Here is a 24481-nt window from a genome sequence, read left to right on the forward strand (position 1 = left end):
GGAACCACCGTGAGTGTTGAGCCATTTGATGCCGTAGATGTGATCCGTGCGAAGCGCGACGGGGGAGCGGTGCCCGAGCCGGCGCTCCGCTGGATGGTTGACGCGTACACCCGTGGCTACGTCTCCGACGCGCAGATGGCGTCGTTCGCGATGGCGGTCTACCAGCGCGGGATGGCCCGAGACGAGATCCGCGTGCTCACCGACGCCATGATCGACTCGGGTGAGCGGATGAGCTTCGCTGGCCTCTCCAAGCCGACCGTGGACAAGCACTCGACCGGCGGCGTCGGCGACAAGATCACGCTGCCGCTCGCGCCGCTCGTCGCGTCGTTCGGTGTCGCTGTGCCGCAGCTGTCAGGGCGGGGCCTCGGGCACACTGGCGGGACACTCGACAAGCTCGAAGCGATTCCCGGCTGGCGTGCGGCGCTGTCGAACGAAGAGATGTTCGCGCAGCTCGACGGTGACGTCGGCGCGGTGATTTGCGCTGCTGGGTCGGGCCTCGCCCCGGCAGACAAGAAGCTCTACGCGCTGCGCGACGTGACTGGCACCGTCGACTCGATCCCGCTGATTGCGTCGAGCATCATGTCGAAGAAGATCGCCGAGGGGACTGGCGCACTCGTGCTCGATGTGAAGTTTGGCTCGGGTGCGTTCATGCAGGACTACGCGATGGCGCGCGAGCTCGCAGAGACGATGGTCGCGCTCGGCACCGACTCGGGCGTCAAGACCTCTGCGCTGCTTACCGACATGAACGTGCCGCTCGGCCTGACGATCGGCAACGCGAACGAGGTGCGGGAGTCGGTCGAGGTGCTCGCAGGTGGGGGTCCCTCCGACGTGCGCGAACTCACGATCGCGCTCGCGCAAGAGATGCTCGCGCTCGCAGGGCTGCCAGACGCCGATGTCGCAGGCGCTCTCGATGACGGCAGGGCGATGGATTCCTGGCGTGCGATGATCGCCGCCCAGGGTGGCGACCCAGACGCTGCGCTCCCCGTGGCGCGCGAGACCCACGTCGTGACCGCGCCCGTTTCTGGCGTGATGTCGAAGCTCGAGGGGCTGCCATTTGGCATCGCGGCCTGGCGCCTCGGTGCGGGACGGGCACGAGCGGAGGACCCAGTGATCCATTCGGCGGGCATCGACCTGCACGCGAAGCCAGGCGACTCGGTCGTTGCGGGTCAGCCGCTGTTCACGCTTGCCGCGGAGGACGCTGCTCGGTTCCCGCGGGCCCTTGAAGCACTCGAAGGTGCCTGGGAGATCGACGCCGACGCGGCTCCGGGAGCCCACGCGCCGGGTCCGCTCGTGCGCGAGCGCATTACCGGCTGAGGCACGGCGCGCCCGGCGGCCGCTCGTCGCCGGGCCGGTTTTGAGTTCCGTGGGGAAACCGGGTAAAGTAATCTCTTGGTGCGGCGCTCGGAAGAGTCGCCACAGCCACAGTGGGATATGGTGTAATTGGCAACACTACGGTTTCTGGTACCGTCATTCTAGGTTCGAGTCCTGGTATCCCAGCCACAGAAAAGCCCCGGTTTTCCGGGGCTTTTCGCGTTAAGTCGGGTCGTGTTGGCTGCTCACTACGCGGGAGGTCGGTCGCTCTCGGCTGAAAGCGTGATGCGAAGCGACGGCTGCCAGATCTCAGACGATCGGTGCGTCACGAGGACGACCGTGCCGCGTGTTGCAGCGATCGACTCTACGACAGTGCGCTCAGCCTGAGCATCCAACGCCGACGTGGCTTCGTCGAGCACCAATACCGGTGCATTCTTGAGTAGCGCCCGAGCAATCGCAACGCGCTGGCGTTCACCTCCTGAGAGATTGGCTCCGCGGTGACCGGCTTCCTGGTGCACGCCCAACGGGGAGCGGTCGATCACCTCGCCGAGTGCCGCCCTGCGCGCAGCATCGATGACTGCATCGTCGCTTGCGGCAGGGTCGCCGAGGCGGATGTTCTCCGCAAGGGAGCCGGAGAACACATCCGGATGCTGCGGTACATACGCAACGTGCTCCATGAGCTGTGCGTGGTGCAGGTCCCTGAGATCTGCGCCGCCGAGCAGCACCCGACCCTCGTCAGGATCGTCAAACCGCAACAGCAAACTAAGTAGGGTGCTTTTCCCGCTCCCAGTGGGGCCCTCCACAATGACGGTCGATCCCTCGGGGAGTACCGCAGACACATCGCTGAGGACGGGCGAGTGCGAAAGCCGTTCGAACTCGATGACGTGGCCGCGAATGGCACCGGGACGCGATGGCTCAGGTAGATCTGGGGCATTGACGATCGTACCGAGCCGGGTGACGGCGTGACGCAGGTCGTTCACCGAGAGAGCAGCAAGCGCGAACGCTTCGAGCGGGGCAGACGCGCGCAGCGCGAGAATCGCCGTCGCGAGCAGCACGGAGGAGTCATACCCACCCGTAACTGCGCCCCACAGGATGATGCCGAGGACGGGAAGTACGCTCACCGCGGTAGCGAGAAAAGTTGCGGTCGCCGTAGCACGATTAGTGTTCCGTAGCGCTTGGGCTTGCGCTTCCCAGCGGTCTGTGAGGCGGTCAACTGCGTGGCGATTGCCGAGGGCGGATCGAAGCAACTCGAGGTGGTCAAGGAATTCGAAGGCAGACTCATGTGCCTCGTGTTCGCTTCGCCCCCGCGCGGCGTCAGCCCGGGCCAGCGAGCGCTGGGCGGCAACTTGTGCCGCGAATGCAACGCCAATTAGTACGGCAACGACCGCGGCGAGCCACCCATCACCCACGATCCAGACGCCGATGACCAGCAATACGGGAAGCAGCGGCGCAACCAAGAGGGTCTGGAGCTGGTGCGCAGGAACGCTCATGAGTGACGGGATGGTTCGGCCTGCGACATCACCTGCGAGAGCCCGGTTCGATTCAGTGAACCACGAGAGCTTTGCGCGTGAGAAGGTCTCGCCGACTGCGCGATAGAGATCCGCGGCGAGGCCTGCGCCGGTAATATACCCGCTTCGCGAGACCACGACCGTGACGGCTATCGCGACAACCGCAGTGACCAAGACCCAGGCAGGGCCCTGCTGCCTCGCAATCGACGCTCCCAGGGTGGTGTAGGCAGCGGCCTCGGTGAAAGCGACCAGGACCCAGCCGAGCGAGATCGAGGCAATCTTTCGCTTCACCACGGTTGGGAAGCCCGGGCTGAGCTGTTGAGGTACAGAGTTCATGCGAGTTCTCCTGAGGCCGTGACGTGATCCGCGCCGAGATCGAGCCGTTCGTCGGCAAGTTGTGCCATGCGCGTGTCGTGGGTGACGAACACGACGGCGCGATCCTCATCGTGCGCAAAGCGCACCAGCTCGGCGACGAGTGCGTGGCCTGTGGCGTCATCAAGCGCGCTCGTTGGCTCGTCGAGCAGGATCAGGGATGCATCACTGAGGAACGCCCGTGCAATGTTCACCCGCTGTCGTTCGCCGCCGGATAGCGGGCCGGCGGGTGTCTCGGGGCTGGCAGCCAATTGGGCCTGCTTCAGTGCTCGCACAACCTGGGTGCGCTGCGCATCACCGTTGCCGAGACGCACATTCTCCGCAATCGTCCCAGGCAGTAGGTCGCTACTTTGAGGGATGAGTAGTGGTACGGCACGCTCGGCCGCTCCAAGAGGGTTCGTTCCGAAGCGGATCTCACCCCGATCCGGTGAGTCGAGGCCGGCAATCGCTCGGAGCAGGGTTGACTTTCCGCAGCCACTTGGCCCAGTGATTGCGGTCACTTTTCCGCGAGCAAAGGAGTGGGAGAGTCCTTCGACAAGTGTCCGATCTCCAGTGAGTAGCGTGACGTCAACGATCTCAGCGACTGCACCCGAGTCGACCGCTGCCGCAAAGTTCTCTGGGACAGTGGCCAGGTGGAACAGGCCGGTCACCCGGTGAGCCGCTTCTCGGCCCGTGCGAATGTAGTCGATGCCGTGTCCCAGCCGCATCGCGGGCGTCACTATCGCAAGTCCGAACAGGAGCATTGCTGCGAGGGCCTCGGGATCCGCTGAATAGCCCAGCGCGTACGCGATTGCGTATGTCGCGACGGCCTGCATAAACGCGGTCGCTAGGGCCGAAAGCGTTGCAACCTTGCGGACGTAGCGCACGAATCCATCGGTGAAGTTCCGTGTGGCGGAGGCGTAGTCTGCGGCAGCGCCGCTTGTTGCGCCGAACACTCGACAGGTCTGCATGCCATGGGCGTAATCGTCGACCGCGGTGATAATCTCGCCCATGACGCGGGCGTTGCGGTCACCGTGCCGGCGTGAGAGTTTCGGGACGACGAGCAGGAAGTGCGCTGCTGCGAGGAACCCCGGGACGAGAGCAAGGAGCGACACCGGCCCCGCGAAGCTCATAAGCGCCCCAATTGTCGCGACGGGCACGACGACAAGCGTTGTGAGCTCGGAAGGGAGATGGGCGACCATATGGTGCAGCGCCGAAATATCGTCTCCGATCAGGCGCCGGAGATCATTTCCGCTGTACCGTGAGAGGGTTCGGCTCGGTAGTGCGGCAATGTGGGTTGCGGTCTGGCGGCGGAGGCTCGCCGAGAACCGCCCCTCGCCTTCGTGTGCCAGCCACGACGAAAGCGCAGCACCAAGCGCACTGAGCACCCACAACCCGCATATTGCCGCGGCGAGCGGCACGGATGGAGAAACCACGCTGCGAACGACGCACCACAGTGCCCCCACCATAGCGAGACCGCTCGCGGCAGCGGCGATCACCGCGATGGTGAGCTGCCACGCGCCACGTGTCAGCGCAGAAGCGATCGACGGTTCGCGCCTGACTCCTTTGGAATTGCCAGCTGCAGTCATGACATCACCGCCTCTCGTTCGGCGGTCACATCTTCCAGATGAGTCCGCCCGAGCGGGATGACCTGCGGGGTGCCGGCGACCGGGTCTGGGACCACCCTGCATGGGAGGTCGAACACGTGCTCGACGAGTTCTTCGGTGATGACAGCCGCCGGCGCCCCTTCCGCGACGATTGCCCCGTCTCGCATCGCGATGAGGTGGGTCGCGTAGCGTGCGGCCTGGTTGAGATCATGGAGCACCGCGACGAGCGTCCGCCCTGAGCGGTGGAGATCGGTGAACAGTTCAAGGAGTTCGATCTGATGCGTGAGGTCGAGGTAGGTAGTGGGCTCGTCAAGGAGCAGCACGTCAGTTTCTTGGGCGAGTGCCATGGCAACCCACACCCGTTGGCGCTGCCCGCCAGATAGCTCATCAAGAAGCCGACCGGAGAGCTCGTGCACGCCGGTCGCGTTCATCGCCTCCGAGACCGCGGCTTCGTCGGACGGGCTCCACTGCCGAATGAGCTTTTGGTAGGGGAATCTCCCGCGGGCGACTAGGTCGGCGACGCGAATGCCGTCGGGCGCGATCGAGGTCTGGGGGAGAAGCCCGAGGCGCCGTGCAACTTCCTTCGCGGGATAACCGTGAATGTCGCGTCCATCGAGTACCACCTGCCCAGCTTCGGGCTTGAGCAGGCGCGATAGTCCACGTAGGAGCGTTGACTTTCCGCACGCGTTCGGGCCGATGATCACCGTAAACGAGCCATCAGGAATCGCGACGGTGAGGTCAGAGGCGATTGTGCGCTTGTCGTAGGCGAGCGCCAGGTGCTCGGCTCGCAACCGGTGCTCGGTGTGTGTCTCCGGGGCGCCGCTTGCGCGGCTGGGAAGGGACATGTGTGTCAAAGTGATTTTCTCGTTTCTCGGATGAGCAGCCAGATCAGGTAGAGACCGCCAAGGCAGACCGTGATCAAGCCGACGGGAATTGGCCGGTAGAGCTCTGCGATCAGTAGTGAGAGTGCGTGGGCGCAGGTGAGCAGAGCTGCTCCCATGCAGGCAGCGCCGCCGACGGTGACCCCTGGAGTGCCGGCAAGACGTCTGGCCAGTTGCGGGGCAGCGAGAGCGACGAACCCGATCGGGCCGGCGGCCGCGGTCACCAGCGCTGTCGCAGCGACGCCGGTGATGAGCAGCGCTGGGCGCGAGCGGTTGGCATTCAAGCCCTGAGAGAGCGCCGCATCGTCGCCGAGCTCAAGCTGCCTGAGTGCGGGGGCGAGTGTCGCGATGAGGCCGACGATGATGAGGCCCCCGATCGTGGCGGGGAACAGCCCCTCCCACCCGACCCTGCTCAGGGAACCGGCTGCCCAGAACCCGACGCTCATCGAATCGGTGATGTCTGCCCGGGTGACGAGGTAAATGTTGACGGCCCCCAGCATCGCGGAGACCGCGATACCCACGATGATGAGCCTGAAACCCTGAACGCCTCGCCGATAAGCCAGTAGGTACACGATCGCAGCTGTCGCGAGCCCACCGATCAACGCGGCAGACGCGACGCCCCAGTAGTTTTTTGTGCCCAGCGTCAGTACGGCGATTGCGACCGCGGTGTAGGCCCCGGTGTCAAACCCGATAACGTCTGGCGACCCGAGCGGGTTGCGCGTGAGCGACTGAAAGACGGCGCCGCCGATGCCGAGGAGTAAACCGAAGAGGAGCGCAGCGAGGGCAACGGGAAGACGCCATTCGATGACAATCATGCGCTGGAACTCGTCACCCTGCCCGGCCAGGGCGGCTACCACTTCCGCAGGGCTGAAAGGGTAATCACCGAAGCCGAGCGCGAGCACCGCAGCAACGAGAGCGATGGTAACGAGCGCGGCGTTGACCGCGACACTGCGAACACTCCAGCGAAGCGAGACTTGCGCGCCAAGGCGAGTCTGACGCGAGCTGTAGCCGAAATCGATGGGGGTTCTTTCCGGGGTGACACTCGCGCTCATAACGTGGATGCCTTTCTGCGCCGCACGAGCGCGATGAGAACGGGGGCGCCGAGAACCGCGGTCATCACGCCGGCTTCGATCTCGCCGGGGCGCGCAACGACTCGTCCGAGAACGTCCGCGCTGAGCACGAGCACCGGAGAGGCGAGGGCTGTGTACGCGATGATCCAGCGCTGATCGGGTCCCGTAAACCAGCGAACGAGGTGCGGCACAGCGAGCCCGACGAACGCGATGCCTCCAGTCAGCGCGGTCGCGGCCCCTGCGAGAAGTGTGACGCTGATGAGTCCGATCGAGCGTGTCCGGGCGATGTTTGCCCCGAGCGATGCGGCCTGATCGTCTCCGAGCGCGACCGCGTTGAGCGATCCTGAGATGACGACAGCGAGCACCAAACCCAGAACAATCAGCGGCAACACGGTGAGTGTGTCTGATACAGAGACCCGAGCGAGCGAGCCGAGGCTCCAATTCCGGAATGAGCGGAAGGTCTCCTCGTTGATGAGTTGGAGGAACGTCGCGAAGGCTGTGAGTACTGCCGCGAGCGCGACACCGGCGATAACGAGGGTGACGGGGGAGGCGCTGCCGCGGCCCGAGGCGCCGATGAGGTACACGAGAACGGTCGCGAGGACTGCTCCGGCGAACGAAAACCAGACGTACCCGGCGATCCCCGTCACTCCGAACACGGCGACACCGACGGTGATAGCAAAGCCGGCCCCGGCATTCACACCGAGAATCCCCGGGTCAGCGAGCGGGTTTCGAGTGATGGCTTGGATGAGCGCGCCAGCGACCCCGAACGCCGCCCCAGCTACGATCCCAACGAGCGTGCGGGGTGCGCGCAGCGTCCAGACGATTGAGGAGGCCTCGCTCCCGTCTGAGTCGAACACGGTTCGCCACACCTCCGACATTGGAACGGGGTTCGCGCCGTAGGCGATGCTCAACACCAGCGCGAGGCAGAGTGCCGCTATGAGGGCTGCGATTCCGAGAAGTCGCCGCTGCGTTGCATGGCCCTTGGCACGTAGTGGGCGCGCTGCGTTCTCAGTGTGAACAGGGGAAGTCATCTAGGTTCCTGGAAGTAGGGTCAAACTGGGCGCGGAGCCTCGTAGGCGCCGCGCCCAGCTTGGACGAGTTGCTAGAACTTCTCGGCGAGCAGCGGCACGAGTTGTTCGGCCGCCCACGCGTTTCCGATCGGCCCACCGCTGGTGATGGCCCAAAGGAGGTCACCGCCGTCGTCGGTCTTCGGGGGGAGCTGGACGAACCTGCCAGACTTCACCGCTCCGAGGCTGGTGAACAGGTCGGTGCCGGTCACGCGCTCAGCCATTTCATCGAGGGTCGTGGCCTCGCTCTGCCCGAGCACCAGCACGTCTGCATCGATCTTCGAGATCAACTCGTCGCTCACCGTCGTATCCTTCGCGAACGCGGCTGCGCCCGGGTTCGGGGCGAATCCAAGGTCGGTGAGGAAAAGCTCGGGCGCTGCTCCGTTCTGCGAGAAGTACTGGAGCCCGGTCGCCGGGCCGTAGTAGATCGCCCACGTTGCCGTCTTGCCGTCGAACTCTGGGTGCGCCTCTCGGATCCCCGAGAAGAGTTCTTCGTGCTCATCAATCACAGCTTCTGCTCGGTCGCTCAGGTCGATGGCCTCGCCGAGCAGCCGGATCGACTCTTGCCAGGGAACGATGCGCTGGTCGGACGCCGGGCTGGTGAGAACGGGCGCGATTTTCGCAAGCCGATCGTAGATGTCCTCCACGCCGCCAAATCCCGGCACCCAGCCCACCGTGACGATGAGATCTGGCTTGGCCGCTGCAACGGCTTCCATCGGCACGTCCTCGCCCCGTACATATTCGTAGGTATTGAGATCAGCCGCGCCGTGAGCGTCGAGGTAGCCGCCCTCGGAGACCATGTTTGAGTTGAGCACGGGAGTCACCCCGAGCGACAGTAGAAGCTCGGTATCTACGCCGTTGGGTACGATCGCCGCGATCCGTGTTGGCCGTTCCTTGAGTACTGTCTCGCCGTACGGGCTATCGAGGGTGAGCGGATACGACGTAGTTCCCTCGGCGGCTGGCACGAGCTCTGAAGCCTCGGCTGCGGCGCTGTCGTTCGAGCTGGATGTTGCTGGCGCCGAGCACCCGACGAGCAGGAGCAGCGCGGCGAGCGCTGACCCGACAAGGGCGGTTGAGTGAACATTTCTTCGCAGGGGCATGATTGCCTTTCGTGAGTGGACGAGTTCTGAGATTTCGAGACTGTGTGGTTGGCGACTGAAGAGGGCCTGAGCTGGCTCAGGGCGCGTCTGACGCGTCAGGCACGGGAACGCCTGACTGCCCGCGTTTCCAGTAGCCGGTGAAACTGATCGCGGCCCGCGGCAGCTCCCATGTCTGCACAAGGAAGCGCCGGATCTCGCGCACTTCTGCCTGCTCTCCAGCAACCCAGACAGCGAGGTTCTCGCGCGGCAGAGTTGTCGCCTCGAGCGCTACAAGCAGGGGGCTCCTGGTAGGGCTTGCAACTGCGTCCGCATTGATCCAGCGAACACGTACCCCCGCGGGGGCTTGAAGTTCGTATCGGTACTCCTTGCCGGGCACGCTGAGCAGCACCTCGCCTGTTGCTCGCTTGGGCAGCTCCTCGAGTAACCGCGCGACAGCCGGGATCGCGGTGTCGTCGCCGAGGATGAGGTAGTTGTCGGCGCCGCTCGGAAGATCGACGGTTTTTCCGGGCCCCACGACATACATGACATCTCCGACTGATGCCGTCGACGCCCACGTCGAGGCAACGCCTGTGCCATGAAGCACGATGTCGATGTCGAGCTCGCGGGTCGTGGGGTCAAAGCGTCGGACCGTATAGGCGCGGGCGATCGGGCGGCGGCCAGGCGCAAACGTGACTCGCCCGTGTTCGATTTCAGGCAATACAGGGGTCAGATCTCCCGGGTAGGGGAACAGCAGCCTGACGTCATCGTCGAACCCCGGGCTCGAGAACGCCGGCGTGACGTTACCGGCCTGGTCTGTGTGGGCGTCAAGGGCCGCGCCGGTGAGCGTGATGCGCAGCATCGTTGAAGTGACCTCGGTGAGCCTGCTGACCCTGAGTGGTCGGATGCCAACGGGCATGAGCTGTACCGTTCGAGCGGATACGGGCAAGTCGTGTTCTCCCTCGGAGAGTTCCCGTCTGATGGGGGCCGGTGTACCTCACCGGCCAATGAGAAAGGCTATTGTTGGAATCATCAGATGATTTATCCTGATGCGCAAAGATCACATACTGAGGGGGTTCGGTGCCGCAAGATTCGCACTGTGTGCTGCTCGAATCGAACGAATTCGCCGCTGCGGTCGCTGAGAAGGTTTGCAATTCGCGCGAGCCATCCCTTATTTGGGCCTATGCGGGACAGGGGCGCGTCTCCATCGGCAATCATGTCTATCCGCTGCGCCAGGGCGACGCGATCTGGGTGCCGGCGGGCCTGGAGTACGATATTCGAAGTTCCCCGAACAGCGTGCTTATCCCAATCTTCCCGGCAGCCAGGCGGGCCCACTTTGCGCTCTCGACGCCAACGAGAACGCACTTCGCTGCTGAATGGAACGACTGGCTTGTCTATCAGTTCGCACGGAGCATCGGGTACCTCCGTGGCGCGGCTGCCGCCCAGGGGCTTGCGGGTGTCGTCGTCGGTTCTCCCGGGTCAACCCCAGGAGGCACACCGATGCCCGCGGCACCTGTGCCGCTGCCTCCGAGGCCGAACTCGCCCGAGGCGTCACGGGTCGCATTGCGTCTCATGCAGGATCCTGCCGATTCTGCTTCGATCGATGAACTCGCCTCGGGTGTGAGCGTCTCCGTACGAACGCTGCAGGCGCAGTTTTCGAGCGAAACCGGCTTCGCGATATCGGAGTGGCGAGCCCAAGTTCGTATCGCGGCAGCAGCGACGTATATCGATCTTGGCCACGACATTGGGTGGACTGCGCAGCAGGTCGGGTATGCCACTCCCGCAGGGTTTACCAAAGCATTTTTCAGGCAAACGGGGGTGACCCCGAGCGCTTTCGCACAGCGCAGAGGGCAGCGGGTCCGCCCTAGCGAGCCAGCGTCTGATTTGGCCCCTCCTGGTGAGGCCGGCGAGACTGCTGCATCTCGTCGAGGCGTTCCTCCCGTCGTGCCTGCGAGCAAGACTTGGGACAGGGTGAGCGATTTCCATGTGCTCGTGTGGGTGTATCGAGGTTCAGCACGGGTGGAAATCGCAGGCGAACTGTTCAAGCTGCGCGAAGGCGAAGCCGCCTGGCTACCGGCTGGCCTCTCGAACAGTGTCAGCTTGCCCGCAGGGTCGATCCTGCTGCCCCTTGGATCACAGGAAGTGAATTACGGGGCGGACGCTCCGGATGTTCTGGTGCAGCGGTTCTCTGACGATGCTGGGCTGTTTCTCATGCACACAATGGTGGCCAACTACTCGCGCCTTCGCCCCACAATCCACGACCCGCATGCGATCACGCGGGCGTTTGCTCAGCAGAGCGCGGTCATGGGCGTCTCCGCGGGGGTGCGCGCTTCATCCAATGCCTCGCGCGTTCAGGCGCTCGCGGCCGAGCTGCATAGAACCCCCGCAGATCGAAGAAACCTGAGTGAGTGGGCCGGCCATTTCGAGATCGAACCCGCTCAGCTGGCGTCGGCGGTCTTGTCGATTACCGGAATGGAGTTCAGCCGGTGGCAGAGCCAGATCCGTATGACGATGGCCCGCCGCTACCTGGCAGAAGGGATGAGCGTGGCGCGGGTAGCGAGGACTCTCGGATACGCCCACGCCTCCGGCTTTGGACAGGTGTTTACGCGGAAGCACGGACTCTCCCCGCGCGCCTATCAACGCGAAGGGTGGCAGCAGACTGCTGAGCCATTGATTGTCCCCTGACTCCGCTTCGGCGGACCACGCCCCTCCGGTGTGAGTGTGACTGGGGCGAACTGCACGAGCCGCACGCGCCGCACGCGCCGAGGCTCCGGAATCCCCGCGACGATTTGCGTTCGGTGCGCGGATGGGGGACGGCGGCGCCATGGCGGGTCCTTCTACGGCATTGTCCGACGGCCGACGCTCAGGTTGGCGCATGCCGCAGAGTCGATGCGGCGAAGGGCGCTCGAAATGGCGTTGGTGATGGCAGCGCTTGCAATTGTGATTACCCTTGGCCTCGCGACGGAGGACACGCTTTCGTCACTTGCAAAGCAGACGCACGAACGGATCGGCCCCGTGCACCTCATGCCAGAAAGGGGAGAGCCGGGCGTTGAGCCCTTCACAGATGTCATGCTGGACGCGGCTGTTGAGCCGTTCACCAGCGACGACGCGGAACGCGAAATACGAGTGCTCGTCGAGGCGGCACTGGCGGAGCCCAGCGGGCCCGCAACGACGAGCGAGCGGATGAGCGAGCCCTCCATCGAGTTCGACGCAGCTCACCCGCCGATCGTCGGGCAGAGCTGCGCCTGCGCCACCGCCCTCCTACAGCGTCGGGATGTTCGCGAGCAGCTCCTTCGTGTAGGCGTGCGTCGGGTTGTTGAGCACCTCGTCGACCGGGCCGTCGTCCACTATCTCGCCACGGTTCAGCACGGCGACACGTGACGCGATGTGGCGCGCCAGCGCGATGTTGTGGGTGACGAAGAGTACCGTGAGATCACGCTCCTCCTGCAGTGTGTGGAGCAGCGAGATGATGTTCGCCTGCACGGAGACGTCGAGCGCCGACGTGATCTCGTCGCACACGAGCACCGACGGCATGTTGACGAGGGCCCGCGCGATCGCGGCGCGTTGCCGTTCGCCGCCCGACAGGTCGCCTGGCCGCCGGTCGTAGAACTGCCGCCCGAGCTGCACGGCGTCGAGGGCGTCACGCACGCGTTCGCGGCGCTCTTCCGCGCTGTACTCGCTCGCCATCTCGAGCGGCACGAGGAGTGACTGCCCGAGTGTGCGGCGCGGGTTCAGTGACGAGAACGGTGACTGGAAGATGTATTGAATCTCGCGCCGCTGGAGCTCAGTGCGACCCCGTGTGGACTTCGCGAGCTCTTCGCCCTGGTAACGGATAGAGCCCTCGTAGCCGCTGAGCAGGCCTGCGATGGAACGGGCGAGGGTCGTCTTGCCTGATCCTGACTGGCCGAGGAGGAGGGTGCTCTCGCCCGCCGCGAAATCGAGGTCGATCCCCCGAAGCACCTGGTTCTTGCCGTAGGAGACGTGCAGGTCGCGGATCGAGATCCGCGCTTCCGCCGAGACTGGAGCGGCTGGGCTCCCGGCGCTGCTCACACGCGACACGCCTTCGGGCCCGCGGCCTGATCGGGACACGACCTTGTCTGGGGCAGTGTGCTTGAGGATGTCGAGCTCGCCGGTGAGGAACTCTGCGGTGCGCGCGTCCATCTTCGAGAGCTTTCCGAGCTGGTTCTTGCCCGCGAGGTCTGGCACGGCCCTGAGAAGCCGGCGGGTGTAGTCGTGCTGCGGTCGCACGAGCACCTGACCGGTGTCGCCGACCTCCACGATCTCGCCGCGAAGCATCACCGCGACGCGATCCGCGATCTCCGACACGACGGCGAGGTCGTGGGTGATGTACAGCCCGGCGACGCGGTTCTTCACGGTCATGTCTCGAATAGTGTCGAGCACCTGCTCTTGCGTGGTGACGTCGAGGCCTGTCGTCGGCTCATCGAGCACGATAACGTCTGGGTACATTGCGAACGCCATCGCGATCCCGATGCGCTGCTGTTGCCCGCCGGACAGCTGGTGCGGCCAGCGGCGCTGGTACTCGTCGCTGTCGGGGAGTCCGACCTCCCGCAGCACCGAGCGCACCCGGTCCGTGCGGTCGGCCTCGGACGCGCCGAAGCCGTGAATGTCGAGCACCTCGCGAATCTGGGCGCCAACCCGCATGCTCGGGTTCAGCGAGAGCGCCGGATCCTGAGGCACGTAGCTGACGCGAGCGCCGCGGAGCTGTCGCCTCGCGGACTCGCCCAGCGTGAGCATCTCGGCGGGGTCGGGGCTGTCGGATGGATACAGCGTGACCGTTCCGCCGGTGTGCGCGAGGCCCTCGCGGATGTGGCCGAGCACCGCGAGGCCGACTGTCGTCTTACCCGATCCCGACTCGCCGACGAGCGCGAGGATCTCCGCCGCCCGCAGGTCGAGGTTCACGTCGGACACCACGGCGAGGCCGGTGGCAGCCGCGGAAATCGTGAGGTCGTCTACCTCGAGGATCGGTTCGTCGGCCGACATGCGCAGCTGCCAGGCGGTGCCGTTCTTCTGCGCGTCAGTCTCGATGGGCGCGACGGGGGACTGCTGAGTCATTACTTCTCACCTGCGTTCGTGTTGGCGGATGCGCGAGCGATCGAGTCCGCAATGAGGTTGGTGCCGACGGTCAGGATCGCGATCGCGACGACCGGGAGCAGCACGCCCGCGGGCTGCAGCGAGAGGGCGATGCGGTTCTCGTTGATCATCAGACCCCAGTCAGCCGCAGGCGGCTGCACTCCGAGCCCGAGGAACGAGAGCGACGCGATTGCACCGATCGAATACGTCAGCCGCAGCCCGGCCTCGACGGCGAGCGGGCCGGTGATGTTCGGGAGAATCTCGCGGGTAAGGATCCGGCTGCGTGGCACCGCGTACATCTCAGCGGCGCGGATGTAGTCCTCGTTGATAACGTTCAGCGCGGCAGACCGCGCGACCCGGGCGATGCGCGGCGCGTGCGTGATCCCGATCACGGTGACGAGCACCCACCCCTGCGGGCCGAGCACGGTCACTGCGAGGAGCGCGAACAGCAGCTGCGGCACGGCGAGGAGCACGTCGTTCGCGCGCATGATGAGCGAGTCGAGCCACCCGCCGGTGTAGGCCGCAGCCATCCCGAGGGCGACGCCGATGACGAGGCCGACGAGCGTCGCGAGCGCCGAGTAGATGAGCAGGCTGAGCCCGCCCGCGAGGAACCTGGACCAGACATCGCGGCCGAGGTTGTCGGTGCCGAACAGGCCGTCGGGCTGGAACGGGCGACTCGCGAACTCGGTGGCGGTGTACCCGGTCGCCCACGGCAGGAGCAGCGGGCCGAGGAACGCGAGCAGCACGATGATCGCGGTGAGGATCACTCCGATCTTTGCCTGCCGCTGCCGCCAGAAGCGGTGCATGAACGACACGTTCGCGCCGGTGTTCGCGGACTTGCTGTGGGCGAGATCCTGCGCGGACAAGGTGTTCGTCGCGTTCAGCCCCGAGGCGTCTTGTGGGTTCGACATGTTAGTTCCCTCCTCGAGTGTGGAGTTTCGGGTTCGCGAGGATCCCGACGATGTCGGCGAGGAGATTCACGACGACGTAGATCGCGGCGACGATCATGGTGATCGCGACGACGACCATCACGTCGCGGTAGTTCACTGCCTCGATGAGCGCCTGGCCGAGCCCCGGGTACCTGAACAGGAACTCGACGACGACCACGCCGCCGGCCATCCACGCGAGTTGGATCGCGATGACCTGCGCGACGGGTCCGATGGCGTGGGGGAGTGCATGGCGCATGATGACGCGGCGCTCGGGCACACCCTTCAGGCGTGCCATCTCGACGTAGCCTGAGTCGAGCACCTCGAGCATCGTCGCGCGCATCATGCGCACGATGTACGGGGTGACGACGAGCACGAGCACGAGCACGGGCAGGATGAGCTGGGTGGGGAAGTCCCACACCTGCGTGCCCGGGGGCTGCATCGTGACGGCGGGCAGGATCGGGAAGACCGTCGTCGCGAAGAGCGCGACGAGGGCGATGCCGACGACGAACTCGGGCAGGGCCGCGAGCACGAGGGCGATGCCGGTGATCGCCGTGTCGGTCGTGCGCCCGCGGCGGAGCGCAGACCAGATGCCAACGAGGATGCCGACAGGGATCGAGATGATCGCTGCGGCAATCATGAGAAACAGAGACGCGCCCACCCGTTCGCCGATGAGTGCGGCGACGGGCTGCGAGGTCGCCGCCGAGATTCCGAAGTCGCCAACGAACAGGCCCCCGAGCCAGAGCAGGTAGCGCTTCCAAGCGGGCTCGTTGAGGTTCATCTGCTCGTGGACCGCCGCGATCCGCTCTGGGGTGGCCTGTTGGCCGAGGATCGCCTGGGCTGGGTCTCCGGGAAGGAGGAGCGTGATGAAGAAGATCACCATCGAGACGACGATGAGGATCGCGACGCTGATTGCGAGACGTCGCGCGATGAGCCGCAGAATCATGAGACTTCTCCTATCCAGACGCGCTGCAGTTGGAAGCCAGACAGCGGAATCCCTGTGGCGTTCGGCTCGAGCCCTCCGACGTACGATTGGTACGCGTCGAGTTGATTGGCGAAGCCCCAAATGATGAGGCCGCCACGCTCGTACATGGTTGCCTGCGCCGCCTCGATCAGCTCGCTCCGAGCGGCCTCGTCAGTCTCGCCGCGCGCCTGCACGACGAGGTCAACGAACTCGGCATCTGTCCAGTGGGTTTCGTTGAACGGTGAATCGGGCATCGCGCCCGAGTTCGCCTGTGGGAGGAAGTTTCGCGTGTACCAGAAGCTCTGCGAGAAGGGGTACTCAAGATAGTCGCCCCAGTACGTCGTGAGGTCCATCCGGTTGATCTTCACGGTGATCCCGGCCTCCGCCGCCTGCTCGGCGAACACCTGTGCGGCTTCGACGGTACCCGCCTGAATGGGGGCCGTCGCGAGCTCGACAATGAGGCCGTCAGGGTAGCCGGCCTCGGCAAGGAGGCGTTTCGCTTCCTCGATGTTTTGCGTGCGTTGCGGGAAGTTTGGGTAGGCGGGGTCGAAGCTTGCGAACATGTCGTTGCCGATGGTGCCGTACCCCGAGAGCACTTGCTCGACCATCTGCTCGCGGTCCACGACGAGGCGGAACGCCTGCCTGACGCGCTCGTCGTCGAACGGCGCGACGTCAGTGCGCATCGTGAACGGGAGCCACATTCCGGTCTCGGAGTTGAGGATCTGCATGCGCGCGTCAGAGTCGATTACCTCGGCGAGCGCCGCCGGAATTTGGGCGACGGCGTCAACCTGACTCGAGAGCAGCGCATTGATGAGCGCGTCGGTGTCGTTGAAATTGAGAAGCTCAATCGCGTCGAGGAAGGGCACGTCGTCGCCCCAGTAGAAGGGGTTTCGTTCGAGAACCGTCGACTGGCCAGGCGTGAAGCTCTGCAGCCTGAACGGGCCGGTTCCGACCGGCGCAGTCGGGTCGAAGTCTTCTGGCACGATCGTCATGGTGTACTGCCCGAGGCTGTCGTCGAGTGCCGAGTCAGGCTGGCTGAGTCTGAACTCCACAGTGAAGTCGTCGATGGCGACGACCTCCGTCAGGTGCCCGAGTCCGGCCGCGCCGTTCTTCGGATCGTCGGGATCGACGATCCGCTCGATGCTTGCGACGACGTCGCGCGAGGTCATCGGGGTTCCGTCTGAGAACTTCACGTCGGTGCGCAGGTGAGCCGTCCAGACTGTCGCGTCGGTGTTCGGGTCGACCGAGGTGGCAAGCATCGGCTTGAGCGCGAAGTCGTCGTCGCGGTAGAGCAGCGCGTTGTACATATTGACGGCTCGTGCGGTGTCTCCGAGGTTCGTGGCGATCGCGCCGTCGAGGGTGTCTGCCGCGCCTCCGCCGACGAAACCGACACGGAGCGTGCCGCCGTCGACTGGGGTGCCCGGGCCGACGCTTTCCGCGCCTGGAATCGCTTGGCCGCTGCAGGCCGCCAACAGGCTGGCGAGTCCGAGCGCGAGCGCGGCTCCCAGAACTCGGCGTCGCATGTGGCGACGCCGAGGGTGTGGCACTCCGGGGGTGCTGTTCACCATTGAATCGCTTCCTTTCGCATGTTCCGGCCACGCATACGTCGGGTCGGAGGTGTCACGCTGAGGGTGCGAGGCTCAGCGCATGGGGGTGAGATGTCTGTCGTTGGGATCTCCTCGAGGTCAGCGATCGGGTGAAGCGCTGGGTGAAGTGCTGCGTGCAGCTGGACACCTGTGCGCGAGACGGGTCTTCGCGAACGCGGCCCCGTCGCGCATGGCGGCCGTTGCGGCATCGAGCATGCGGCCGAAGTGAAGAAACGAGTGCAGCACACCCGGCGTGATTGCCCAGTGGACGTCGTGTCCGGCGGCCGCGAGCCGGCGCCCGAGAGCCTCCGTGTCGTCTCTGAGTGGGTCGAGCTCCGCGCCCAAAACGAACGTCGGCGGCAATGACGCTTCCAGGTCAGCGCTGAGGGGTGTCGCATACGGGCTCTCTCGATCAGCGGGACCCGTGAGGTAGGTGCTGTGGATGAGGGCGAGATCGTCGGACGACATGCCGTCCCAAAACCCGCCAAAGCTCTTGCGGGAGGGAGAGTCTTCGAGACCGTATCCGCCGTAGTAGAGCAGCATCGCCTTCAGCGAGGCGGTGACTCGGTCGGGATCGGCTGCGGCCTCAGGGACGCGTGAGGGCTCGTCGCGTAGGAGGAGCGCTGTTCCGAGTGCCAGCATGGCGCCCGCCGAGTCGCCGGCGACGGCGAGGTGTTCTCCGTCGATACCGTAGCGATCTCCGCTAAGTGCGAGGTGCGCGACGACGCCCGCGCACTCGAGCAGGGCCTGCGGGAAACGGGCTTCCGGGGAGAGCGAGTAGTCGACCGCGACGACTGCCGCGCCCGATTCGGCTGCCAACACGCGTGCGATCCGGTCATGCGAGTCGAGGTTTCCCAGCCTGAACCCGCCGCCGTGCAGATAGACAATGGCGGGGAGTGCGGGGGAGTCCGTCGGGCGGTGCAAGCGCGCCCGAACCCGTGCCCCCGCGACGTCAAAGGTGTGCTCCTGGGTCTCGTGCATTGCCGGCCCGCCAGCGTTCCAGAACTCACGCTCTGCAAGGTACTCGGAGCGGGCGGCCGCGAGGTCTTCGGCGGGGTCCCGCGGCCCGACCGGCCCGTGAATCCCGTCTGCCGCGCCGTACTCGTCGTTCAGAGCGGCCGCTACGTTGCGCTGTTGCGCGAGGCGGTCGAGCTGGTGGGTTACCACGCGACGCATCTGCGGGGTGAGTGCCGACCGAACATGGGCTGGAATATCAGCGAATGATTGCATGCCCACCCCTCCGACATGGTTGTGCAGGGCGCTCGGGCTCGGAGCCACGCGTAAGTGCGGTGAATCCGCGCGCTCGAGAGCCGGAACGCGACACGGCACATTCACGCCGCTCGCATGCGGTTTCAAGTGAACTTGGACGAGGGATCGCTCGCGCGAACTCATCGCCCTCACGCCACGGACCGGCGCGCGACGCCCCCGGCAGCGAGATACTTGCTGCGTGGGGCGCCTGTGCGGTTCATGGCGGAGTCTGGCCCGGGGGCAAGCCGCGATTCAGAAACTGGCCGCCCTCGATGCTCGCTGCGGCCCTCACGGGCTCCCGCCCAGACATGAACGCCCACAGCCCGGGCGCGGCAGATCCTGCCGAGAGGCCTGGCTCGCGCGATAGGCAGGCAGCGACGGTGACGGGTGTGGCCTGGGGCCTCCCGTGGACGTGCTGCTTCGCGTGTGCCATGCACCGACCATAGGTGAGGCCTCGTGAAGCCCGCAAGTGGTGAGTTTCCACTGAAAACTTGCTGACTTCTTCGCGACGAATGTGAGATAAATGCTCCACTTGCCTGTTGTGGGCTGAGTGTCGGCAGTGTGCTTGGCGAGGCGTATTGGGCGATTTGAGTGCCAAGATGGCACTGGTGAAGTTACTCAAATGTGATTTGGGACTCCCGGTCGGGGTGGTTTTGCTCGAGTCGCGTCGATGCTGCGTCTCGCGAGGTGATGAAATAGCGGTATGACTGATTTTGCGCCCCGCATGGACGCTCGGGAGTCTCGGGCCTGGCTCGGACTCATCGGGGTTGCCCAGTTGCTGCCACATCTGCTCGACGCGCAGCTCGAGCGGGATTCGAGGATGACCCACTTCGAATTCACCGTGTTGTCTGCTCTCTATGTCGCGCCCGACTCGATGCTGAGAATGTCTGAGCTCGCGCAGACGACCGCGGCGACCCTCCCGCGACTGTCTCATGTCTGCACGCGGATGGAGAAGCGGGAGCTCGTTGAGCGGGTACCGAGTGAGACTGACCGCCGGGCCACCAACGTTCGGCTGACCGCGGTTGGCCGCAGGGAGTTCATCCGCGCCATCCCCGCACACATCGACCTTGTTCGTAGTCTGGTGATCGACGCATTGACGGCGGAGCAGCTCGATTCTCTCGGCGAGATCGCCGAGGCTATTGGCGAGCGGCTGGCTGCGCGCCGCGGATAGGGGCCTCGTGCGGAGGTTTTTCCCAGGGCGTTGATAAATGATTGTCGCAACAACCAATTGTGGGGAGCGAGAGTCGAATGCCAGAGCCAGCAGTTCGCAAGACAACCAAACAGCAGCGCGCAGAAGCGCGGGCCGAAAAGGTGCGAGCCCATCAGCAGCAGGAGGTGGCGCGAAAGCGCAACCGTCGCATCGCAACCGTCAGCGGGGCTGTCGGTGGCGCGGCGATCCTGGCGCTCGTCATCACCTTCGTGGCAACAGCAACCGAGCCACTGCAGCGCCCCCAAGACATTGAGATTGAGGGGCTCAAGGAATTCTCGAACCTCCCCGCAACTCACATTGACCCGGCTCCTGTCGACTACCAAAAGAACTACGGCATGGCTGTTCCGGCCGGTGGGGACCACTCACAAATCTGGCTGAACTGTGGGGTTTACAACGAGCCGCAACCGAACGAAAACGCGGTCCACGCGCTCGAGCACGGTGCGGTCTGGGTGACGTATGATCCTGACACGGCAACCGACGACGACATCGCGGCGCTCCGAAACGCCATCCCCGATCAGTACACGATCCTCTCGCCCTACCCGGGCCAGCCGGCGCCGTTCATGGCATCGGCGTGGGGGGCGCAGATCGAGATGGACTCAGTATCTGATGCCCGTCTCGCGCAGTTCGTCGACAGGTACTGGAAGTCGGCGAACGCGCCTGAACCTGGGGCGTCGTGCTCCGGAGCGCTGCAGGGCCCAGGCCTTGTCGCCTAACGGGCGCAGCACGGGGCTCACGGCGTTCATCGTCACAATGCTCGCGCTCGTGCTCGTCGCCGCGTCATTGATCGTTGGGCGCGCGACCGCTGGCGCCGATCCGCTGCCCACGACCCGCAGCGCCGAGGCTGGGTTCGCTCGCGACATGCAGACCCATCATGACCAGGCTGTCGAGATGTCGATGATCGTTCGAGACCTCACCGACTCGCCTGAGATTCGGCTCCTCGCCTACGACATCGCGACCTCCCAGTCGCAGCAGGCGGGACAGATGTTTGGGTGGCTCGCGACCTGGGGTCTCCCGCAATCGTCGCCAGAGCCGGCAATGACCTGGATGCACCGCCCGGTCCCGTCAGGGGAGAGTCACGTACATGGCGCGCCGGACACGGAGACGGAGGTGCCCGACGCGATGCCGGGGATGGCGACGCGGGCTGAGCTTGATGAACTCAAGTCGCTTCGCGGTGTTGCGGCCGAGCGGATGTTCTTGCAGCTCATGATCGCCCACCACAAGGGCGGAGTCGACATGGCAGACGCCCTCCTCGACCGGAGCGACTACCCCGTCGTGACGGACCTCGCCGGCAGCATGGCCAAGGCTCAGCAGAGCGAGATTCAGCTCATGGAAGACCTGCTGGCCGCGCGTCAGTAAAGTCGGCACCCAGTGCCGCGCCGCCACCCAATCCCAGTACCAGTGACGCATCAATAGAAGGACACCCACCCATGACCCAAACGAGCCAGCCCGCGAAGCGCTCGCCGAAGCTCCTCCGCATCGTGATCGCCGCCGTAGCGCTCGTCGCAGTTGCTGGAGGTGTGCTCTGGGCAGTCCTCGCCGGTCGCGACGCCGCGCAAGGCGCCCCTGGTGCCGTCGACGCGGCGGGAGCGCCTGTGGAGCGTGCAGACGGGCTGCCGGCGGAGACGGAGCTCGGGATCACGGAGCTAAAAGTCACAAACCTCGACAACGTGCAGGCCTACTATCAAAATGCCGTTGGGCTCGCTGTCATCGACCAGCAGCCGGACTCGGTCACGCTCGGGCTCGACGGCGTGTCGTTGATGCGGCTAGAGCAGTCCGCGGAGCCGCTGCCGCAGGTCGGCGACGCGGGGCTGTACCACACGGCAATCCTCTTCGCCGACGAAGCATCGCTCGCGAAGGCAGTGCTGCAGACCGCGCAGCTCGCGCCGGGCAGCTATCAGGGCTCCGCCGATCACCTCGTGAGCCAGGCGTTTTACTTTGGTGATCCCGAGGGGAACGGCGTCGAGCTCTACGTAGACCGTCCGCGTGACGAGTGGAAGTGGAAAGATGGTGAGGTCGAAATGGGTAGCGAACCGCTCGACCCGAACGCATTCATCGAGGAACACCTTGATGAGAACGCGGCAGACACCGCCGTGATCGGTCACATTCACCTGAAGGTCGGAGACCTCGAAGACGCACGCCGCTTTTATGCCGACACGCTCGGGTTTGACGTGGTGTCGCAGTCCGAGGGCGCCCTGTTCTATTCGGCTGGCGGCTACCACCACCACATCGCGACGAACACCTGGCAGAGCGCAGGTGCGGGCCCGCGCAGTACGGAGGTGGGTCTCGGCGCGTTGACGATAGCGCTGCCGACCGTGGCTGATGTTGAAAAGGTGGCCGCCCGCGTCGAAGCCGCGGGCTTCGAACACGAAGCGATCGAGCACGGCATCGTCGTCGACGACCCCTGGGGGAACACAATCAGGCTGGTTGTCGGTGCCTTAGCTACTCAGGCCGCGTCCGAGGTAGCTCACTGACTCGGCGAGCGCCCGCGAGCTGAGCTTACCGACGCCTGTCGCGTTCACGAACGCGTGGATGTGGCCCTCGACGAGCTGCAGCGTAACCGGCACCCCGGCAACGCGCAGCCGCTCGGCATAGGCGAGGCCCTCGTCGCGCAGCACGTCGAACCCCGATACGGCGACGTGCGCGGGCGGGAGCCCGGTGAGTGCGGCGTCCTCCGCGAGGAGCGGCGACACGAGCGGATCAAGGGCGGCATCCGCGGTCGGCAGGTAGTGGTCTCGGTACCAGTCCATGTGCGCCTCGGTGAGGAAGTACCCCTCACCGAACAGCTCGTACGACCGGTGCTTCGTCGACAGGTCGGTGACAGGAAAGAACAGCAGCTGGAAGTCGGGCGGCCCGGTCGCGTCGTCGCGAGTGGCGATGCTGACCGTCGCGCTGAGGTTGCCGCCAGCGCTGTCGCCTGCGACCGCGATGCGCGCACCGGGCCGCTCGGCCCGCGCCCAGCGGTACGCGTCGATCGCGTCTTCGAGTCCCGCGGGAAACGGGTGCTCGGGGGCGAGCCGGTAGTCGACGGCGATGACCTCGAGCCCGCTTTCGGCCGCGATGAACCGGCACGCCGAGTCAGCGGATTCGAGGCTGCCCACCACCCAGCCGCCGCCGTGGAAGTAGAGCACCGTGCCGCGCCCCCGGGCATCAGGAGTGTTCGCGTATCGGCGGGCGCCGACAGTTCCAGCCCGCGTCGGGATGACGAAGTCGGTGACCTCTGCAACGTCGTGGGTGCCGCCGAAGATGCGCGCTTCGGCGTCGATCTGCGCGCGCGCCTCGGCGAGGGGGAGCTGTGTGAAATCGTTCCCGGGCAGTCTGTTCAGGATCCGCAGCGCCATCTGCACCTCGGTGGCGAGCTGCTGGCCGTCGACCTCGACTGGCTTTCCCGCGATGATGCGCTGGACCCAGTGCGGCATGCTGCCGAGCGTGCGAATCGCGCCGCGCATGAGGCGCTCTGAAAGTGGCTGGGGTGACGGCATCGTGACTCCTGGGTCGGCAGCGGTGGCGACAAACAGGGACGCGACGCTGCGCACCCTTGCAGATCACATTAGTGCGCATCGTCGCCCGACAACACCTTTCTCGCGAGAACACACGAACCCTGCGGTAGGGAAGGGGTGGTCTCGCGAGAAAGGTGTGTATTGGCGCGTGTGCGGGGCGCGCGGGTCGGCCCAGGCCAGGGTGGCCGCCCGCGACTACTTGTCGTAGGTGTAGAAGCCCTCGCCGGTCTTGCGTCCGAGTTTGCCCGCGTCGACATAGCTGCGGAGCAGGGTGCGTGGGCCTTCGGGCAGGTTCGGGTTCTCTGCTGCGTAGTGCTCCTCGATATCGAGTACCACGTCCAGGCCCACCTGATCCATGAGCGCGAACGGCCCGGCGTGGATGCCCATGTTGGCCTGCATAATCGCGTCGACGTCCTCCGGGGTGCTCACACCGTCGGCGACCACTGCGAGGGACTCGCGCTTGATCGCGGCCCAGATGCGGTTGAAGATGAAGCCCGTGCTCTCGGCGAGCGCGATGAACGGAGCGAGGCCGAACCGCTTGAGCTCCTCGGCGACCGCGGGCAGCAGCCCCTCGCTCGTCTGGCCGTCGCTCATGAGCTCGACCGCCATGCTCTGCGGTGGCATCGCGAAGTGCATATTGAAGACCCGCTCGGGGTTCGAGACCTCGTCGATGACCTCGCGCGACTTGTACGACGAGGAGTTCGTTGCGAGCACCGCGTCAGCGTCGGCGAGCTTGTCGAGGGTGCCGAAGAGCGGGCGCTTGATGTCGAGCCGCTCGGGGACCGCCTCAACGACGAGCCACGCGCCGGGAAGCGATTCCTCGACGGTCGCAACCGTGGTGACAGTGCCGGGAGTCGCGCTGATGCCCTGCTTCTCGAGCCGCGCGGTGAGCTCGGGAAGCGCCTCGGTGACGTAGTCGAGCGCGGCCTGCCGCTGCGGTTCCTGCAGCTCCGCGATGCGGACGTCTGAGCCGCCCGACGCGAACACGGCCGCGATACGCCTGCCAAGGGTGCCGCCACCCACAACGACGATCGGTCGCTCCTGGGCATTGGCTGGAACGGTGAATTGCATGTGATTCCTCATTTCCG

At 65.4% G+C, this 24481-nt stretch carries 22 protein-coding genes and 1 tRNA gene; 8 read left to right on the forward strand and 15 right to left on the reverse strand.

Going from position 1 to position 24481, the window contains the following annotated elements; translation table 11 throughout:
* Positions 1-9 precede the first annotated feature (9 nt).
* Positions 10-1314, forward strand: coding sequence for a thymidine phosphorylase (locus KI794_RS06145; protein WP_119282978.1), 1305 nt, complete (start codon positions 10-12; stop codon positions 1312-1314).
* Between the two features lie 111 nt (positions 1315-1425).
* Positions 1426-1500, forward strand: a tRNA-Gln gene (locus tag KI794_RS06150).
* Positions 1501-1559: 59 nt separating this feature from the next.
* Here KI794_RS06150 and KI794_RS06155 read toward each other — a convergent pair.
* The 7 genes from KI794_RS06155 to KI794_RS06185 form a co-directional block, all read right to left on the reverse strand.
* On the reverse strand, positions 1560-3155 hold the full coding sequence (locus KI794_RS06155) for an ATP-binding cassette domain-containing protein (RefSeq protein ID WP_255809501.1): 1596 nt from the start codon (positions 3153-3155) through the stop codon (positions 1560-1562).
* A complete protein-coding gene (locus tag KI794_RS06160) occupies positions 3152-4759 on the reverse strand; it encodes an ATP-binding cassette domain-containing protein (RefSeq protein WP_255809502.1) in 1608 nt (535 codons plus the stop codon). Before KI794_RS06160 ends, KI794_RS06155 begins: the two co-directional genes overlap by 4 nt.
* Positions 4756-5622: an ABC transporter ATP-binding protein gene (locus KI794_RS06165; RefSeq protein WP_119282981.1), complete on the reverse strand. Its 867-nt coding sequence runs from the start codon at positions 5620-5622 to the stop codon at positions 4756-4758. Before KI794_RS06165 ends, KI794_RS06160 begins: the two co-directional genes overlap by 4 nt.
* A gap of 5 nt (positions 5623-5627) precedes the next feature.
* A complete protein-coding gene (locus KI794_RS06170; RefSeq protein WP_185986614.1) occupies positions 5628-6710 on the reverse strand; it encodes a FecCD family ABC transporter permease in 1083 nt (360 codons plus the stop codon).
* Positions 6707-7759, reverse strand: coding sequence for a FecCD family ABC transporter permease (locus tag KI794_RS06175; protein ID WP_255809503.1), 1053 nt, complete (start codon positions 7757-7759; stop codon positions 6707-6709). Before KI794_RS06175 ends, KI794_RS06170 begins: the two co-directional genes overlap by 4 nt.
* Before the next feature lie 71 nt (positions 7760-7830).
* Entirely contained in the window at positions 7831-8895 is a 1065-nt protein-coding gene (locus KI794_RS06180) for an ABC transporter substrate-binding protein (protein ID WP_119282984.1), read from the reverse strand.
* Between the two features lie 76 nt (positions 8896-8971).
* A complete protein-coding gene (locus tag KI794_RS06185; RefSeq protein ID WP_255809504.1) occupies positions 8972-9790 on the reverse strand; it encodes a siderophore-interacting protein in 819 nt (272 codons plus the stop codon).
* Positions 9791-9951: 161 nt separating this feature from the next.
* On the opposite strand from KI794_RS06185, the gene KI794_RS06190 reads away from it, so the two are divergent.
* Together KI794_RS06190 and KI794_RS06195 are read left to right on the forward strand one after the other, a co-directional pair.
* The gene (locus KI794_RS06190; RefSeq protein WP_255809505.1) at positions 9952-11556 is read left to right on the forward strand and encodes an AraC family transcriptional regulator; all 1605 of its coding nucleotides are present in this window, start codon (positions 9952-9954) and stop codon (positions 11554-11556) included.
* Between the two features lie 237 nt (positions 11557-11793).
* Positions 11794-12252: a hypothetical protein gene (locus tag KI794_RS06195; RefSeq protein WP_255809506.1), complete on the forward strand. Its 459-nt coding sequence runs from the start codon at positions 11794-11796 to the stop codon at positions 12250-12252.
* Here the strand turns inward: KI794_RS06195 and KI794_RS06200 are convergent.
* From KI794_RS06200 to KI794_RS06225, 6 genes are all read right to left on the reverse strand, one after another.
* Entirely contained in the window at positions 12133-13944 is a 1812-nt protein-coding gene (locus KI794_RS06200; protein WP_255809507.1) for an ABC transporter ATP-binding protein, read from the reverse strand. The two genes, KI794_RS06195 and KI794_RS06200, sit on opposite strands and share 120 nt — an antisense overlap.
* Positions 13944-14768 (reverse strand): ABC transporter permease, encoded by an 825-nt coding sequence (locus tag KI794_RS06205; RefSeq protein WP_255809742.1) that lies wholly within the window; start codon positions 14766-14768, stop codon positions 13944-13946. The genes KI794_RS06200 and KI794_RS06205 overlap by 1 nt, the downstream gene beginning before the upstream one ends.
* Positions 14769-14874: 106 nt before the next feature.
* Complete coding sequence (locus KI794_RS06210; RefSeq protein ID WP_255809508.1) at positions 14875-15834, reverse strand: ABC transporter permease; 960 nt, start codon at positions 15832-15834, stop codon at positions 14875-14877.
* A complete protein-coding gene (locus KI794_RS06215; RefSeq protein ID WP_255809509.1) occupies positions 15831-17420 on the reverse strand; it encodes an ABC transporter substrate-binding protein in 1590 nt (529 codons plus the stop codon). The genes KI794_RS06210 and KI794_RS06215 overlap by 4 nt, the downstream gene beginning before the upstream one ends.
* Before the next feature lie 117 nt (positions 17421-17537).
* A complete protein-coding gene (locus tag KI794_RS06220) occupies positions 17538-18668 on the reverse strand; it encodes an alpha/beta hydrolase fold domain-containing protein (protein WP_255809510.1) in 1131 nt (376 codons plus the stop codon).
* Between the two features lie 235 nt (positions 18669-18903).
* The gene (locus tag KI794_RS06225) at positions 18904-19119 is read right to left on the reverse strand and encodes a hypothetical protein (RefSeq protein ID WP_255809511.1); all 216 of its coding nucleotides are present in this window, start codon (positions 19117-19119) and stop codon (positions 18904-18906) included.
* 270 nt (positions 19120-19389) lie between these two features.
* Between KI794_RS06225 and KI794_RS06230 the strand changes: the two genes are divergently transcribed.
* The 4 genes from KI794_RS06230 (at position 19390) to KI794_RS06245 (ending at position 22367) form a co-directional block, all read left to right on the forward strand.
* Positions 19390-19857 (forward strand): MarR family winged helix-turn-helix transcriptional regulator, encoded by a 468-nt coding sequence (locus KI794_RS06230; protein WP_255809512.1) that lies wholly within the window; start codon positions 19390-19392, stop codon positions 19855-19857.
* A gap of 77 nt (positions 19858-19934) precedes the next feature.
* Positions 19935-20609, forward strand: coding sequence for a DUF3105 domain-containing protein (locus tag KI794_RS06235; protein ID WP_255809513.1), 675 nt, complete (start codon positions 19935-19937; stop codon positions 20607-20609).
* Entirely contained in the window at positions 20599-21252 is a 654-nt protein-coding gene (locus KI794_RS06240; RefSeq protein WP_255809514.1) for a DUF305 domain-containing protein, read from the forward strand. The genes KI794_RS06235 and KI794_RS06240 overlap by 11 nt, the downstream gene beginning before the upstream one ends.
* Positions 21253-21323: 71 nt before the next feature.
* The gene (locus tag KI794_RS06245; RefSeq protein WP_255809515.1) at positions 21324-22367 is read left to right on the forward strand and encodes a VOC family protein; all 1044 of its coding nucleotides are present in this window, start codon (positions 21324-21326) and stop codon (positions 22365-22367) included.
* Here the strand turns inward: KI794_RS06245 and KI794_RS06250 are convergent.
* Both KI794_RS06250 and KI794_RS06255 read right to left on the reverse strand, forming a co-directional pair.
* Positions 22332-23375 (reverse strand): alpha/beta hydrolase, encoded by a 1044-nt coding sequence (locus KI794_RS06250; protein WP_255809516.1) that lies wholly within the window; start codon positions 23373-23375, stop codon positions 22332-22334. The genes KI794_RS06245 and KI794_RS06250 overlap by 36 nt on opposite strands.
* A gap of 213 nt (positions 23376-23588) precedes the next feature.
* Positions 23589-24464 carry a 3-hydroxyacyl-CoA dehydrogenase family protein gene (locus KI794_RS06255; RefSeq protein ID WP_255809517.1) on the reverse strand — a complete coding sequence of 292 codons (876 nt, stop codon included), beginning with the start codon at positions 24462-24464 and terminating at the stop codon, positions 23589-23591.
* Positions 24465-24481: the final 17 nt, after the last annotated feature.

Origin of the sequence: Leucobacter aridicollis, from assembly GCF_024399335.1 — a bacterium.
GTDB classification, from domain to species: domain Bacteria; phylum Actinomycetota; class Actinomycetes; order Actinomycetales; family Microbacteriaceae; genus Leucobacter; species Leucobacter aridicollis_A.